Origin of the sequence: Psychrobacter vallis, from assembly GCF_904846715.1 — a bacterium.
GTDB lineage: Bacteria > Pseudomonadota > Gammaproteobacteria > Pseudomonadales > Moraxellaceae > Psychrobacter > Psychrobacter vallis.
Map to the genome: position 1 here is coordinate 80,291 of NZ_CAJHBU010000002.1, position 16,153 is coordinate 96,443.

Here is a 16,153-nt window from a genome sequence, read left to right on the forward strand (position 1 = left end):
GTTAAGCAGTTATCGTTGATTGTCGACGAAATAGTAACAGTAATATTAAACCAACAATCAACCCAATAGCAGCAACCAATAGCCCTGCATTAAAATTGCCGTCCTCCCCTGCCAATGCCACTGTTACCAATGGCCCCAAAAACTGCCCTAGTGCATAGGCCAATGTAGCCAGTCCTATCAGCAAGTTTGAGTAAGTTGGATTGATGTTTTTGATTAAGGTCAAGGTCATTGATACCATACCAACGAAAGTCAGTCCTAATATCGCGGCATTGCCGTACAGACCTATAGCACCATCGAACCATATCGGCAAGCACATCCCCAATGCCTGTAATACAGTCAAGCCTATTAAGGTTTTTATTTCACCAATTCGTTTGGCAAGTGCGCCCCACAAAGGATTAGAGAGCGTTGCAAAAATCCCCACAACCAGCCAAATAACTAACCCAGCATAAGTCTGCGTCGTTAACCGCTGTGCTGCCATAACTGGCAAAAAAGTCGCCGACGTAATATAACCAAAACCTGCCAGCACATAACTTGCTAACAATAAAGCAATGGCTTTATGATGACCAGCAACAGAGTCATACAAGGATTTTTTAAAGCTCAAATACGTTTGATATATCGATAGACGGGGGATAGGATGATTCGAATCCGTAAGATCGGATTTCTTAGGTTTTATAGCGTACAGTAACCATAAAAGCGGCAGGCTACTTAGCCCCGCCACCAGCCAAATGACATCAAAATGATAGCCCAATACCAGCAGCCACCAAGTCAGAATAGCAGAGGCGCTGATCCCAACACCAATACCAGCATAGTGTACTGCCGAAAGCACAGATCGGCGAGCTGGGCTTAAGCTTTGAATAATGAAGGATGAGCTTAAAATCATCGCCACCCCGCTTGCGACTCCTGCCAACAGCCGAATGACATACCATAGATTTAACGACATATCGGGCACAACCAGCAGCATCGTCGTCACGACACTCACTATCGTCCAAAGCATCATTGCTCGCCATGTCGAGCGCTGAGGAACAAACATAGCGATGAGTGCGCCGACAAAATAACCGATGTAGTTAATAGAAGCGAGCCAGCCTGCAATCGTCGTCGAAAGCGACAGTTGCACCATAATGTCAGGCAAGGTGGCGGTAAACAAAAAGCGTCCGTAGCCCATGACGACTGCCATGCAATAGAGACCTATAAATGCAATGGCTGTCTCGTTGGTAATAGCAGGAAACGCACGGCTTTTGAAAGCAGTCCTCATGACAGAGCCATTTTGCGGCAATTAGCACACAATCCTTTGTGTTAAAACATTCGAAAGCAATAACGAGTAGAACATTTAAAACATTATAAAAAATTAGGAAACATTCAACGTTGGCGCTGTATTCGTCTCAGCCTCTGTTTGTCCGAGCATTTGCACGCGTTGATCGCTGAACATGTCCATATCAGGTGCAAGCGTACGCATGAACCGATCGAAATATAACATCTGCTTGGTCAATAAAGCAAAATCACGTGGAAAATGAATACCATGACGCTTACCAACATCGACAATTTCGAGCATCATGGTATTAAGCTCATCGGCTTGCTCTTTACTGTTAAAAGGCACACCACTGGTAAAGGCTTTGTCTTCTGCCATGATGGTCTTCATCATACGCTGCAAATCACTTCCTAACGCCACCACATCAACTTGATTGCCACCATGAGTCATTTCCATATCAATCATGTGACGCGCCATCGCTTGATAGTCATTATCTTGCATCGCTTGCATCATACCCATACACGCGCGCCAGCTTTCTGCTTTTAATTTACCGACAATACCAAAGTCTAAAAAGCCAATACGGCCATCGGTGAGCAGCATTAAATTACCCGCGTGCAAATCGGCATGAAAACTATTGCACAGCATGAGACTGGCAAACCATGTATTCAAAGTATCGGCCATGACTTGCGCAGGATCAGCACAGTACTGACGCATCGACGACTCATCTACCATAGAGACACCGTATAAGCGACTCATCGTGAGCACCCGCTTCGTCGTTAGCGCCTCATACACTTCTGGGGCAACCACACGGGTGTTGCCTGATACCGCCAAAAACTGCTGAAAATCACGAATATTTTGTGCCTCAGCGATAAAGTCCGTTTCCGCAAGCATACGCAGACGAATCTCATCAATAATCGGTGCAATACTGGCAAACTTCATCGATGGCATCAACAGTTCAAGCAATTTAGTGACGCCATGCAATACGCCCAAATCCGTCTGCATGATGGTCTCGACACCAGGCTTCTGCACTTTTAGCACAATCTCATCACCGTTGTGTAGACGTGCCGCATGAACTTGGGCGATAGAGGCCGATGCTAGCGGTTTTGAGTCGATATGCGCAAACATATCATCAAGCGTCATGCCATCAATCGCTAACTCTTCTGTTAATACTTGCTCAATATAAGCGTAAGATAATGGTGTGGTTTGATCCAAACAGCTCTGGAATGCGGTGACATAATCACGTGGAAACAATGACGGCGTACTGGCTATAAACTGACCAATTTTGATATAAGTCGTCCCTAATTGCTCAAAAGTCTCTTTGATCAGCATCGCATCAGGCTTTTCACCTCTTGCGACTCTTAGTGCCGAGAGACCAGCAACGCTAGCCGTTTGGCGAACACGATTGACAACATTAAACGTATGCTTTAATAAATGCGGACGATGAATCTTCATAAAAAACAACTATGGTAATAAAAAGGAAGGTTGGGAATAGCTAAAAATGCGTTAAACAGTCAGTGATTAATAAAGATCAATGACCATTACAGACAGGACACTGCGGATCTTTGCGATAACCCATCAGCCGTTGCTGCATCTGCTTACCATCCCATAATAGCAGCTTGTTTGTCAGTGGATTTTTGGTTAATCCCAAATATTGCAAAGCCGCATTGGCTTGTAAGTTGCCCATGATTGCAGTAGTGCTGGCAAGCACACCTGAATTGGCACAAGTACGCTCATCATCAAGCTCGTCAAGCACTACTGAGCCAAATACACAGTGATAGCAGCCCGTATTTAGATGCGGTTCAAACAACGCCAGCTGACCTTGCATCGCAATTGCCGATGCAGACAGTAATGGAATCTGGTAGCGCACACTAATACGATTGATAATGTCACGCGTGGCGAAGTTATCCGTACAATCTAAGAGTAAATTAGGCTTACCTACCGCTATATCGAGCAACTCATAAGCGTTGTCTTCACTCAATCGTGCCACCGTACCGCGCGCTGCTATCAAGGGATTAATACGCTCTAATATGGTCGCAGCTGTCAAGGCTTTAGGTTTGCCAATATCTTCAGGCAAAAACAGCGTTTGCCGCTGTAAGTTGCTCGCCTCAATCACATCATCATCAAGCAAATGAACTTGCCCAAGTCCTGCACGTACTAAGGTCTCAGATGCTGGACATCCAAGGCCGCCTGCGCCAATGATGACCACACGAGACGACTTGAGTCTTAACTGAGCATCCATATCCCAGCCATCAAGTAATATTTGCCGCGCATAACACAGCAGCTCACTGTCTAATAGTTGCTCTGTATCCGACGATTGCGCCATATTCATTCAAAACCTATGATTAAAAAGCTCATTGTTGCAAAATCTGACTGTTGACTATAGTCGATACCAAATAAAACGAATACTCAACATTATAGGGCAAGACTGGTACAAATTTTTCTTGCTTGCTGTGCTTTCGCAGCTCGATGCTGCAAAAAATTCATCCCAGCCTCGCTGACCCTTTTTTAGGTTGACCTGACTATATTAGAGAGTTTGCCTATATATCTTGCTATTGGCTTTGACCAAGCGTCACGCGATCATTACCACCATAATCTTGCACTGTCGTTACAGACTCAAAGCCATTGTCTGCAAAAAGTTGACGGACAGCAGCGCCTTGATCAAAACCATGCTCAATCGCTAGCAGTCCTCCCGCGCTCAGATAAGGCGCAGCCTGCCGAACGATATGCTCGATATCAGCCAAACCTTGATTGGGTGCACTCAATGCACTAATAGGTTCAGCGACTAGCCGTGCTAGATGTTCGTCTGCTTCATCTATATAGGGAGGATTGGAGACAATCACATCAAATGACTGTGGCTCATGAGTAGAGAGCTTGTCATACCAGCTGCTTTGTATAAATTCAATATGAGCGACATCATTCATAACAGCATTATGCCGAGCGATTGTGAGCGCTTCTAGCGATAAATCGACAGCGACCACTTGCCAATTGTCATGTTTTAACTCATGCTTTAATTCATGCGCCAGACTGATGGCAATACAACCTGAGCCTGTGCCCAAATCCAATAAGCGCTTAGTACTGGCGTGGGTTGACTGGGTATTTATCCAATTTAATACTTGCTCAATCAGCACCTCAGTATCAGGTCTCGGAATCAGAGTATGCTCATTGACCGTAAAGCTAAGCGACCAAAATGCTTGCTGACCTGTTAAATAGGCCAACGGCGTACCCTGCTGCATCTGACTCACACCTGCATTGAATTGCGCCAGCTCACTGTCCGTCAGCTCATAGCTTTCATCAGTAATCAAAAATAGCGCTGGCTTATCAATAACATACAACAACCAATCTGTTAGCCAAAATGACGGTAGCATAGCTGTATCACTGCTCGTCATCTGCTGAATTTGCTGCTTTATTTGCCGAATGGTCAATGCTGTCATCACTTGCTTTTGCTCTTGCTTTTAGAATATTTGGGCTTTGGAATACATAAAAAAATACCGATTAAGTTACTCTGACGCTCGCGGTGGTTCTTTGGTATCCGTCAGATTTGGATTGGCTTTGGTTAACTTGTCATCACTGTCACCGTAGATATCATCGTTATCACCAATGACAATATGTTTATCCACCAAATAAATCAGCACTAAAATTGGAATACCGATAGCAAAGGTGAAGATAAAGAAAAACGGATAGCCCATATTATCAACAATGGTGCCCGAATAGCCGCCCAAAACCTTGGGCAATAAAGTCATAAGTGAAGAAAATATGGCGTATTGTACCGCCGTAAAACGAATAGAGGTCAGTGCTGATAAGAAAGCGATAAACACAGCACTGGCCAGACCTGCGGCTAGATTATCAAAAATCACAGCTACGTACATCACTGGCAAGCTGCCTTGATGATAGGTCAGTAGCACAAACAGCAAATTGGTCACACAGGCCAAGATCGCACCAACCATCATTGCCTGCATCATACGCAGCTTTTGTGCCATCAGACCGCCCAAAAACCCACCGGCAATCACCATAATGACCCCAACCAATTTCACAGCATTGGCAATATCGGTTTTGGTAAAGCCCATATCGAGATAAAAGACGTTAGAAATCACGCCAGCGACGATATCAGAGATACGGTAAAGACCAATCAACGCCAGTAATAACAGCGCTTTTTTGCCATAACGGCGGAAAAAATCTGCAATAGGCTCAACCCAAGTCGCCTTTGCTACCTCTTCTTTGACCAATCCGACTTTTACTAGCGCATAACCAATGACTAACGCTGTAATCAAACTCAACGCCAAATGTACAATTTCAATCAAGAAGCCCCATAGCGCGCTCTCAGTTTCAGGCAGTATGGCACCAACATTGGCAAATACCATGACAAAACCAACCACTGACAAGGCAAATACCAAGACCAAACGCGTATAATCTGATGTTTGTCGTGGCACACGTACCTGTTCACTCACTGGCTCATGAATAACTAGAGTAGTCACCACACCAATACCCATAACCCCTGCCATGATCCAGTAGGTATTGCGCCATGCTTCATAGCTATAAAGCGTTTCTGTAGAGCCAAAATAGTCAGCCAAATACAGTGCACCCGCGCCCGCAACAATCATACCCAAACGATAGCCAGCCGTATACATCGCTGATAGTACCGATTGCAGACTTGGCGGTGCCAGCTCAATACGATATGCATCGATGACGATGTCTTGGGTGGCAGAAGAAAAACCAAGCAGTACAGCGCCAACTGCCATCCAAACCAGACTGCTTTCATCGATTGGATTGACACTAGCCATCAGACAGATGGCGAGAATAATCAATAACTGAGCGACCAATATCCAGCTGCGACGACGACCCAATAGTTTGGTCAATATGGGCAACGGTACAGCATCGACTAAAGGCGCCCAAATAAACTTAAACGAGTAGCCCAAAGCCGCCCAGCTGAACATGGTCACAACGCTGCGATCAATGCCTGCTTCACGTAGCCATAATGAGAGACTCGAAAAAATAAGCAGAATTGGAATGCCAGCAACAAAACCCAAAAACAACATGATAATAGCACGCCGATCGAGATAGGCTTTTGCCGCATCTCCCCACGATTTTTTGGCAACGGGTTGATTGGGTGGCACAGATTTGACAGCAGACATAATAACTCACCAACACTTGAGACAAAGAACACAACTGCGCACAATTTTTATCAATCATTCAGATCAACTGTCGATAAAAGGGATCGATATAAATTGCTTAACGTTGCAAAAATACGACCGTTACAACAAAATTCAATTATGGTACTTGAGAACGTCTACCTTGACTAGATATTTTTGCATTAACTGCTTGATTGTAAATCTCAGAGAGGGCTTACTTTTTTCCATGTAACGCAGCGTAGACTAGTGTTTCATCGAAGTTAAATTGACCCTTATTTTTCTTGCTCTTTTCTTTCTTTATTACTCTCATTAAAGGTATATGGTAATTCATTTATTTCCGTGTAATATTGTAATATGTAGGTAGACACAAAAGTCGTGTGGGTTTCATTATCGAGAGTGAAGGATGGTATTAGTAACACACTGGATGAGGCAACCCCTCAAATCTTTATGATTGGTAATTTAAAACTTATAATTCTTATTTATTAGTTTTATAAATGCATGGCGCTTAGCTATGCTCTATACATAAGCAATAATTATCACGATTAACGGTTTGTTCTTTCAATATTCTAGTCTAGGAGTTATAAAATGTCCGATTCGACCCCCACCCCAACTGACCAAAATGCGACGCCAGATACTGCTCGTTGCCCTGTGAATCACCATGACGGCGGTGACGCTGCTCCAACCAACACAACCTACGACCAAGGTGACGATAAAGGGCCGACGATTCATAGTGAAAACGTCGATCAAACGCACACACCGCAGCGCCCTAGTATGGGTGGCTGTCCTGTCATGCATCAAGCACATACCACCACGGCATCTGCCGCCACCGATTGGTGGCCAAACAGCTTAAATTTAGATATCTTGCATCAGCAAGACCAAAAAACGAACCCAATGGGTGCAGACTTTGATTATGCCGAAGCTTTTAAACAGCTTGATCTAGAAGCTGTTAAACAAGACCTAAAAGACTTTATGACTGAGTCACAAGTGTGGTGGCCAGCAGATTGGGGTCACTATGGTGGTTTGATGATCCGCATGGCATGGCATTCGGCTGGTACTTATCGTAATGCTGACGGTCGCGGTGGCTCCAATACGGGCAATCAACGCTTTGCGCCACTAAATAGCTGGCCAGACAATGTCAACCTTGACAAAGCACGCCGTTTATTATGGCCTATCAAGAAAAAATACGGCAATAAATTGTCGTGGGCTGACCTGATGATTTTGGCAGGTAATATGGCCTATGAGTCGATGGGCTTTAAAACTTTAGGGTTTGCGGGTGGTCGCGCTGATATTTGGCACCCAGAAAAAGACATCTACTGGGGCTCTGAGCGCGAATGGCTTGCCCCTACCGAAAACCGTTATGAAAACGATGAAGAACGCGAGTCACTTGAAAACCCACTGGCAGCGGTGCAAATGGGCTTGATCTATGTCAACCCTGAAGGTGTCGATGGCAACCCTGATCCGCTAAGAACTGCTCAAGATATGCGTACCACTTTTGCACGTATGTCTATGAATGATGAAGAAACCGTAGCCTTAACAGCAGGCGGACATACCGTGGGTAAGTGTCATGGTAATGGGGATGCCACTATATTAGAAGATGAGCCAGAAGCCGCAGATGTGACCGAGCAAGGTTTAGGCTGGCGTAATCCTAAAGGGAGTGGCAACGCAGGCGACACGGTCTCAAGTGGTATCGAAGGCGCATGGACCACCAATCCAACCCAGTGGGATCACGGCTATTTCGAGCTGCTTTTAAACCACAACTGGGCATTAACCAAAAGCCCAGCAGGGGCATGGCAGTGGGAGCCGACTGACATAAAAGAAGAAGATCGCCCGTTAGACGCACACGATCCAAGTGTACGCCGCAACCCAATCATGACCGATGCAGATATGGCATTGATCAAAGATCCTATTTATCGTGAGATTTCAGAGAAATTTCATCAAGAACCAGCGTATTTTGACGAGGTATTTGCCAAAGCTTGGTTCAAATTGACTCACCGTGATCTGGGCCCGAAATCTCGCTACTTAGGGGCAGACGTACCAAGCGAGGACTTTGTATGGCAAGACCCTATTCCTACAGGCAATGCTGATCTGACGGCTGATGATATTGCGACGCTAAAATCGCAAATATTAGACAGCGACATTAGCCGCCGTGAATTAATCATTACTGCATGGGATAGCGCACGCACATTCCGCGCTTCAGACTATCGCGGCGGTGCCAACGGTGCACGCATTCGTCTGGCACCGCAAAAAGACTGGGCAGGCAATGAGCCAGAGCAGTTACAACGTGTGCTTGAGACATTGACCAGCATTCAGTCTGACTTTGATAAAGACGTGAGTTTGGCTGATCTGATTGTGCTCGCTGGTAATACCGCTATTGAACAGGCAGCAAACGATGCAGGTGTAGAGGTTACTGTACCGTTTAAAGCAGGTCGCGGTGATGCTGAAGCAGCAATGACTGATACAGAGTCTTTTGCCGATTTGGAACCTTTACACGACGGTTATCGCAACTGGGTCAAAGAAGACTACGCCGTCTCCCCCGAAGAGATGCTACTTGATCGCACGCAATTGATGGGATTGACCGCGCCTGAAATGGTGGTACTAATCGGTGGTATGCGCGTCCTAGATACCAATCATGGTCAGAGCCAACATGGTGTCTTTACTGAGCGTGCTGGCATCCTTACCAATGACTTTTTCGTTAATCTAACGGACATGAATTACACGTGGCATCCAGTAAAAACAAACGACACAGGCAGTAACGCAAACACTTATGAAGTACGTGAGCGCAGTACCGGAAACACCAAATGGCAAGCCAGCCGTGTAGACTTGGTGTTCGGTTCTAACTCTATATTGCGTGCTTACGCTGAGCTATATGCACAAAACGACAATTTAGAAAAATTCGTTCATGATTTCGTTAATGCTTGGAGCAAAGTGATGAATGCGGATCGCTTTGATCATGCCTAATACCCCTAATATCTCTTTTTATTAGGTCAAATAGCGCTGGTTAGATATGGTCAGGTGAACATAAAAAATGGTCAGTGAGACTAGGATAAATTTTTTGCAGCATCGAGCTGCGAAGGCACAGCAAGCAAGAAAAATTTGTACCAGTTTCGCGTCATAATATTGTGTATCCATTCTATTTAATATCAACTATACATAATTTACGAACAGCTATCTTTTAGAAGGTAGCTGTTTTTTTGTGTAGTCATTTATTTTGCTTACAGTCATCACTTAACTTTATAATGAAAATTTCATATTCCTAATTAATATAAATTGATAGCTATTTATTATATACAAGAATAATAGCTTTGTTTTACACTACGCTCTTACGGCATATTCGTACATTTTTACTTTCACATACAGACAGGGTCTGTATAGCTATACAATAGGATTAAGTTATGGCAATCGACGTGGTAGTCAATCAGCGGCATTTACAAATTCAGCTTAAACAGCTGGAAACAGTATGGCATACGGTGATCAATGGCTATAACTTAAGTCAAGCCGCAACCGTACTACACACCAGCCAATCAAGCCTGTCAAAACATATCGCCGCGCTTGAAAATCAACTTAAGACGGAAGTTTTCGTTCGTCAGGGCAAACGATTGACTGGGCTTACCACCATGGGCACAGCACTCATGCCACATATAGAGTCTATCTTCGCTGAAATACGTACGATTGAAAATTTGAGCCTAGATTTCAACAATCCTAATATCGGCACGCTCACCATTGCCACGACTCACACGCAGGCACGTTACGTGTTGCCGCGAGTGGTGAAAGAATTCAAAGAGCGCTTCCCTAAAGTGAATTTGATATTGCAACAGGCAGATCCTGAAACTATCGCGCAGATGGTGATACGTGGACAAGCTGACATTGGTATTGCAACTGAGTCTTTACTCCATAATAACTATCTCAGATGCTATCGGTATTATGACTGGACGCATCGCGTCATCGTACCGAGCGATCATGAACTTGCCACTCAAGAATCTATTGATCTACCAACGCTTGCCAGCTATCCCATCGTAACCTATCACGGTGGCTTTACGGGACGCGGTGCGATTGATAAAACCTTTGAAGACGCCGGCTTAGAGCCTGATATTGTATTAGCAGCGCTCGATGCGGATGTGATTAGCACCTATGTCGGACTTGGGCTTGGCATTGGTATCATCGCAGAAATGGCATTTGAGCCGAGTCATTATCAAAACTTAACAGCGATTCCAGTGGATCATTTTGGACGCTTTACCAGTTGGATGGCGGTACGTGATGATGCGGAAATTCGACAATACGGTCGTGCCTTTATGGAGCTGTGTCAGAAACAATTTGACAACTAAATAGGGCTGCTAAACCGCTGGCCCTACCTTACCCTACCTTTACCGAGCTTATGTATAAGTGATAAAATACAATCTAGAACGTTATTCAACGTTTGATTTGTTTTTTATTTATGCATGTATTGCTGGACGCCTAGACAATTAATGGTTACTGGGTGTCGATCATTGCATGTCCATTTGCTTTTACGTAACAGGTTATACCGCTCATGGAAAAACTCGTAGCGATCATCATGGCAGTTTTTGCCGCCCCTTTGCTTATCGGCGGCGCTTATCTGCTCTCTTTAGGCGGTAGTCCATACTATCTCTTTGCTGGCATTGTCATGCTAGCGACAGCATTTTTATTGTTCAAAAAACACTGGAGTGCTTACGGTCTCTACGCGATCTTTATCGTCGTGACCATTGTGTGGGCACTTTGGGAGTCTGGCTTTTATTGGTGGGCACTGGCACCTCGTGTGGGCTTCCCATTGATCTTTGGTCTATTAATGTTATTGCCGTGGGTATCTAATAAGATGCGCGGGGATAAGGCTCAAGTATCAACCACAAACAGCGTTAAGAAAAGTCCGCTTTATTATTGGAGTCTGCTTGCTAGCGTGGTGGTAGGTGCACTGCTTTCCTTTGGTAGCTTAGCAAACAACGCGACGGACAAGTTAGGTGAACTTGATTTAAGTGCCTCTGATAAAGACTCCTCTACAAATCTTGGTGACCCATTATCGAATGGTCAGCAAACGCCAGATGGCGAATGGAGCGCATATGGTCGTACTGACTACGGTCAGCGCTACTCGCCTCTGACTCAAATTACCACTGACAATGTCAAGGATTTAGAGCTCGCTTGGCAAATCCAAACAGGCGATGTTAAAGGTCCTAATGACGTTGGTGAAACCACTTATCAGGCAACGCCTTTAAAAATCGGCAATGCGCTGTACTTATGTACGCCGCATAACTGGGTAATGGCACTAAATGCTGACTCTGGTGAGACATTATGGAAGTTTGATCCAAAAGTAGAAAAAAACCTACAACGCCAACACCAAACATGTCGCGGTGTGTCTTACTATGCGGGCCAATCTGGCACGAATAGCACTCCTCCAGTGGCTAATAATGAGACAAGCAGTACCACCAACAATACAGCTGTCAGCAATAAAACCGCTGCAACCAGCGATATGATGGTGCAAAAAATTGCTGGTAATACCTTTGAAAATGCATCTAAGCAATGCGATGCTAAGATATTTATCCCAACTTCTGATGCCAAACTATATGCACTCGATCCAAATACTGGGCAACGCTGTCAAGATTTTGGTGAAGATGGCGCATTAGATTTGATGCACAATATGCCATTTACACAGGCAGGCTACTACTATTCGACGTCGCCTCCGATAGTGGTAGGCAATACGATTGTTGTGGCAGGTGCCGTCAATGACAACTATGACGTTAACTCACCCTCTGGTGTTATCCGTGCTTATGATGTCAATACTGGTGAGCTATTGTGGAACTGGGATTCAGGTGATCCTGACAACACCGCGCCTTTTGATGTCAATGATCCTACTCAGACGTACAAAACCAGCTCCCCAAATTCATGGGCGATCGCTAGTGCTGATGAAGAGCTGGGTTTGGTTTACTTCCCTATGGGTAACCGCACGCCGGATCAGCTGGGTAGCTACCGCAACGCTGCTGAAGAAAAATATGCAACCTCTGTGGTCGCGTTAGATATTAATACAGGCGAAGCACGCTGGGTTCAGCAATTTGTCCATCATGATCTTTGGGATATGGATACCCCTGCTCAACCAACGTTGCTTGACTTAGATACCGCTGATGGCGTCCAACCTGCTCTAGTTGTACCGACCAAGCAAGGTGATGTGTATGTCTTGAACCGTGCAACAGGCGAGCCTATTGTACCAATTAAAGAACGTGAGGCACCGCAAGGCTATCTTATTGCAGGTGAACACGCCGCACCTACTCAGCCTTATTCTGGTTTGAGTTTTGAGCCACCGATGTTGAAAGAAAAAGACATGTGGGGTGCCAGCCTGATTGATCAGATGATGTGCCGGATTGAATTTAACCAGCTTAATTATGATGGTCGTTATACACCACCATCAACGAATGGCAGCATAGTCTATCCAGGTAACTTTGGTACCTTTAACTGGGGCGGAATCGCAGTCGATCCTGAAAATGGCGTGATGTTTGGTATGCCAACTTACCTTGCCTTTACCTCAAAACTCATTCCTAAAGAAACACTTGGGGATGTTGAAACCAATAAAGGTGAGCAAGGTGTGAATGCCAATGAAGGCGCAGATTATGCGGTAGAAATGGGACCGTTTTTATCACCGCTTGGCGTACCTTGTCAGCAGCCACCATGGGGCACGATAGCGGGTGCTGATCTAGCCACAGGTGAGATTGCTTATCAACGCAAAAATGGTACGGTACAGGACTTATCTCCTATTCCATTAAAATTGGAGTTGGGTGTCCCTGGTATCGGTGGACCTATCATCACTAAAGGCGGCTTAGCATTCTTATCAGCGGCGACCGAAAACAACTTTCGTGCTTATGATTTGAAAAATGGCGATGTGCTATGGAATGTGCGTATTCCAGCAGGTGGTCAAGCCACGCCTATGACTTACTTGAACTCTAAAGGCGAGCAGATGGTAGTACTTGTTGCTGGTGGACATGGTTCAGTGGGTACCACCATTGGCGATTATGTCATGGCCTATAAGCTTAGTGACCAATCTAAATAAAACCATATTGATAAAGCATTAATGATTTGATTCATTGCCGCTTTAATAATAGCCAATCGAAAAAGCAGGTAACTTAGGTTGCCTGCTTTTTTTATGAAATACCAACAATCAACCTCATTTTTTTATCCATTAGAGTGCGTAAAAGCAACTCACGCTAATTTGTTATGAATTATTACTACTCAGTAACACGACTTGAAATCGAGATTGATAACGGGCATATCAAGAGAAAATAATTAATAACTCTATTGGATCACTTATGAGTAACAAAATCCCATTGTCTTTTTTAGACCTTGCCCCTGTACCTCAAGGAAACACTATCGCTGAAGGCATCGCCCAAACGGTTGAAACCGCGCAGCAAGCAGAAAAATCTGGCTTAAATCGTTATTGGATGGCTGAGCATCATAATATGCCGGGCATCGCCAGTGCAGCAACCTCAGTGCTACTATCGCATATCGGTAGTCAAACCAAGCACATACGTATTGGTGCAGGCGGCGTGATGCTACCCAACCATGCGCCTCTCGTGATCGCTGAGCAATTCGGCACATTACAGGCATTATATGGTGACCGTGTTGACTTAGGTTTGGGACGTGCACCTGGTACTGATGGTGCTACGTTTCAGGCACTACGCCGGCAAATGAAGGATGCTGAGCGTTTTCCACAAGACGTGCAAGAACTGATGTATTTCTTGGGTAATGACACAGATAACAGTCCTGTACAGGCTTTCCCTGGAGCAAATTCAAAAATTCCTATTTGGATATTAGGCTCCTCCTTGTTTGGGGCAACCTTAGCGGCTCATTTAGGGCTACCCTATGTGTTTGCCTCACACTTTGCACCGCAAATGCTTTCTCAAGCCATCACTGCTTATCGTGAGAACTTCAAACCATCTGCCTATCTAGACAAGCCTTATGTGATGGTAGCTGCAAACTTGTTACTTGCTGATGATGATGCGACTGCAAACTATCACTTTACTTCAGCTCAGCAAAGTTTCGTACGTTTGCGCCGTGGTGAAAAGGGTCAGATGCCCAAACCTACTCACGATATGGATAGCATTTGGAGTCAAGCAGAAAAAATGATGGTGGATAATGCGCTGTCTGTCTCCTTTATCGGCTCTGTTGACACGGTAGAACCAAAACTTGCTGCATTTTTGGCAACGTATCAGCCAGATGAGCTAATAGTGACTGCCAATGTACATGATCATGCAGCACGTATGCGTTCACTTGAACTTACACCTGAGCTAAACTTATTTACTTTACAATCCAATGAGACGCTTGCATAATTATTGATAAACTATACTGAGAAAATGGTTATGGAACCCTCTACTTTTATCGGTTCATCGATATTTCTATACATTGCAGCGTTTATTGTCGTGATGGCTATTGCTGGTTATGTAACATATCGTACTAGCCCAAAGCGCAAACAGCGCCGAGAAGACAAGCGCAATCATGATAATGTAAGATAATAAAAGCCCTTTTCTCCGATTGGAGAAAAGGGCTTTTTTAGTGCTATAAGAACATGCCGACAGTTAATGCTTATATCGAGTTAAAGTTATTAAGTCACCTTACTAAAACTATTATTACATCAAACCAAGCGCCCGCAACGCTGCGGCACCAAACGCCATTCCAAACATCCCTACGACAGTGGTAAATGCTAAAATATTTGCCGCAAGCACGTCATTACCACCCATAGCCTTTGCCATGACATAACTGGCTGCTGCGGCTGGTGATGCCACCATCAAGAATAGTACGCCCATATGTACACCTGATAAGCCAAACGCTAACCCAATCGCAATAGCTACCAATGGCGCAACCACGATACGACCGATACTGGCCTGCATGGACAGCCCTGATGCATTCAACATCGACTTCAAATCAATACTGGCACCAGCGCAAATCAGTGCTAAAGGCAACGCTACCGCTGCCAATAAATCACCAGTAGTGTGAATCACACCCGTCAGCGGTGGCAATGGCAGCGCCTTATAGGCAAATGCTGCTAATAATGCCAGTATGAGCGGGTTGGTAAATACTTTTTTGATAATCATAGTACTGCGACTGACCCAAGTATCATCCGCACTTTTGGATACGCGGCTTAGGGTAATGACAGCTAAAATATTAAACAGTATCGTGACTATTCCCATATAGACAGCACCGATACTTAAACCTGCGTCTCCGTAAGCATTGTAAACGGTCGCTAGACCTATAATAGCCATGTTGCTACGGAAAATACCTTGTACAAACACCCCTTGGTCAGCAGGTCGTTTGACATAACGCTTGGCATAAAGCTCTGCCCCAATAAACAGAATAAACGTGACTAAGATACCAACCAAGATTAGTGTGATTTGCTTACCATAGTCGACGTCGCTATCGACCACACTAAAGAATAGCAAACACGGTAAGCAATAGTTGAATACAAAGCTTGATGACTGATCAATAAAAGTTTGACTTGCCTCACCGCGTCTTTGCATAAAAAAACCCAACCCCATTAAAGCAAGGTTGGGAAAGACAATAGTAATGGCAAAAATAATAGCTTCAATCATAAATAAGCTCGATTCGGTGACAAGCCCATAATAATATGAGCATCAGCGAAATAAATTAATAAGTAGCAACAAAATTTTCTGACCCAGTATAAAGACAAAGTAACAAGTAAGACAAGGTCGTATGTTATTTTCTTTTGATGAGCGCTATCTCCGTTGATAAATATAGTACTCTATCATAAACAAAAGCCCGCAACGAGACATCG

General features: G+C 44.6%; 11 protein-coding genes. 5 read left to right on the plus strand and 6 right to left on the minus strand.

Features of this window, described 5'->3' with window-relative positions:
* Position 1: 1 nt before the first annotated feature.
* From JMY02_RS01705 to JMY02_RS01725, 5 genes are all read right to left on the minus strand, one after another.
* On the minus strand, positions 2-1,252 hold the full coding sequence (locus tag JMY02_RS01705) for a YbfB/YjiJ family MFS transporter (RefSeq protein ID WP_201594570.1): 1,251 nt from the start codon (positions 1,250-1,252) through the stop codon (positions 2-4).
* Between the two features lie 93 nt (positions 1,253-1,345).
* On the minus strand, positions 1,346-2,698 hold the full coding sequence (locus tag JMY02_RS01710) for an ABC1 kinase family protein (RefSeq protein ID WP_201594572.1): 1,353 nt from the start codon (positions 2,696-2,698) through the stop codon (positions 1,346-1,348).
* Between the two features lie 76 nt (positions 2,699-2,774).
* Positions 2,775-3,569, minus strand: a complete 795-nt coding sequence (locus JMY02_RS01715; protein ID WP_201594574.1) for a HesA/MoeB/ThiF family protein — start codon at positions 3,567-3,569, stop codon at positions 2,775-2,777.
* A 226-nt stretch (positions 3,570-3,795) separates the two neighbouring features.
* Entirely contained in the window at positions 3,796-4,677 is an 882-nt protein-coding gene (gene prmC, locus JMY02_RS01720) for a peptide chain release factor N(5)-glutamine methyltransferase (RefSeq protein ID WP_201594576.1), read from the minus strand.
* A gap of 66 nt (positions 4,678-4,743) precedes the next feature.
* On the minus strand, positions 4,744-6,375 hold the full coding sequence (locus JMY02_RS01725) for an AmpG family muropeptide MFS transporter (RefSeq protein WP_021814684.1): 1,632 nt from the start codon (positions 6,373-6,375) through the stop codon (positions 4,744-4,746).
* 768 nt (positions 6,376-7,143) lie between these two features.
* On the opposite strand from JMY02_RS01725, the gene katG reads away from it, so the two are divergent.
* The 5 genes from katG (at position 7,144) to JMY02_RS01750 (ending at position 14,876) form a co-directional block, all read left to right on the plus strand.
* Positions 7,144-9,330, plus strand: coding sequence for a catalase/peroxidase HPI (katG, locus tag JMY02_RS01730; RefSeq protein ID WP_201594870.1), 2,187 nt, complete (start codon positions 7,144-7,146; stop codon positions 9,328-9,330).
* A 434-nt stretch (positions 9,331-9,764) separates the two neighbouring features.
* Positions 9,765-10,694 (plus strand): LysR substrate-binding domain-containing protein, encoded by a 930-nt coding sequence (locus JMY02_RS01735; protein ID WP_201594578.1) that lies wholly within the window; start codon positions 9,765-9,767, stop codon positions 10,692-10,694.
* A 203-nt stretch (positions 10,695-10,897) separates the two neighbouring features.
* On the plus strand, positions 10,898-13,417 hold the full coding sequence (locus JMY02_RS01740) for a glucose/quinate/shikimate family membrane-bound PQQ-dependent dehydrogenase (protein WP_201594580.1): 2,520 nt from the start codon (positions 10,898-10,900) through the stop codon (positions 13,415-13,417).
* A 256-nt stretch (positions 13,418-13,673) separates the two neighbouring features.
* The gene (locus JMY02_RS01745) at positions 13,674-14,693 is read left to right on the plus strand and encodes an LLM class flavin-dependent oxidoreductase (RefSeq protein WP_201594582.1); all 1,020 of its coding nucleotides are present in this window, start codon (positions 13,674-13,676) and stop codon (positions 14,691-14,693) included.
* A gap of 30 nt (positions 14,694-14,723) precedes the next feature.
* Positions 14,724-14,876 carry a hypothetical protein gene (locus JMY02_RS01750; RefSeq protein WP_021814690.1) on the plus strand — a complete coding sequence of 51 codons (153 nt, stop codon included), beginning with the start codon at positions 14,724-14,726 and terminating at the stop codon, positions 14,874-14,876.
* A 114-nt stretch (positions 14,877-14,990) separates the two neighbouring features.
* Here JMY02_RS01750 and JMY02_RS01755 read toward each other — a convergent pair whose 3' ends face one another.
* The gene (locus JMY02_RS01755) at positions 14,991-15,950 is read right to left on the minus strand and encodes an AEC family transporter (RefSeq protein ID WP_201594584.1); all 960 of its coding nucleotides are present in this window, start codon (positions 15,948-15,950) and stop codon (positions 14,991-14,993) included.
* Positions 15,951-16,153 lie beyond the last annotated feature (203 nt).

Excerpts from the sequence above, each read along its gene's own strand:
- JMY02_RS01705 (WP_201594570.1), bottom strand. The coding sequence starts at position 1,252 with ATGAGGACTGCTTTCAAAAGCCGTGCGTTTCCTGCTATTACCAACGAG.
- JMY02_RS01710 (WP_201594572.1), bottom strand. The coding sequence starts at position 2,698 with ATGAAGATTCATCGTCCGCATTTATTAAAGCATACGTTTAATGTTGTC.
- JMY02_RS01715 (WP_201594574.1), bottom strand. The coding sequence starts at position 3,569 with ATGGCGCAATCGTCGGATACAGAGCAACTATTAGACAGTGAGCTGCTG.
- prmC (WP_201594576.1), bottom strand. The coding sequence starts at position 4,677 with ATGACAGCATTGACCATTCGGCAAATAAAGCAGCAAATTCAGCAGATG.
- JMY02_RS01725 (WP_021814684.1), bottom strand. The coding sequence starts at position 6,375 with ATGTCTGCTGTCAAATCTGTGCCACCCAATCAACCCGTTGCCAAAAAA.
- katG (WP_201594870.1), top strand. The coding sequence starts at position 7,144 with ATGGGTGGCTGTCCTGTCATGCATCAAGCACATACCACCACGGCATCT.
- JMY02_RS01735 (WP_201594578.1), top strand. The coding sequence starts at position 9,765 with ATGGCAATCGACGTGGTAGTCAATCAGCGGCATTTACAAATTCAGCTT.
- JMY02_RS01740 (WP_201594580.1), top strand. The coding sequence starts at position 10,898 with ATGGAAAAACTCGTAGCGATCATCATGGCAGTTTTTGCCGCCCCTTTG.
- JMY02_RS01745 (WP_201594582.1), top strand. The coding sequence starts at position 13,674 with ATGAGTAACAAAATCCCATTGTCTTTTTTAGACCTTGCCCCTGTACCT.
- JMY02_RS01750 (WP_021814690.1), top strand. The coding sequence starts at position 14,724 with ATGGAACCCTCTACTTTTATCGGTTCATCGATATTTCTATACATTGCA.
- JMY02_RS01755 (WP_201594584.1), bottom strand. The coding sequence starts at position 15,950 with ATGATTGAAGCTATTATTTTTGCCATTACTATTGTCTTTCCCAACCTT.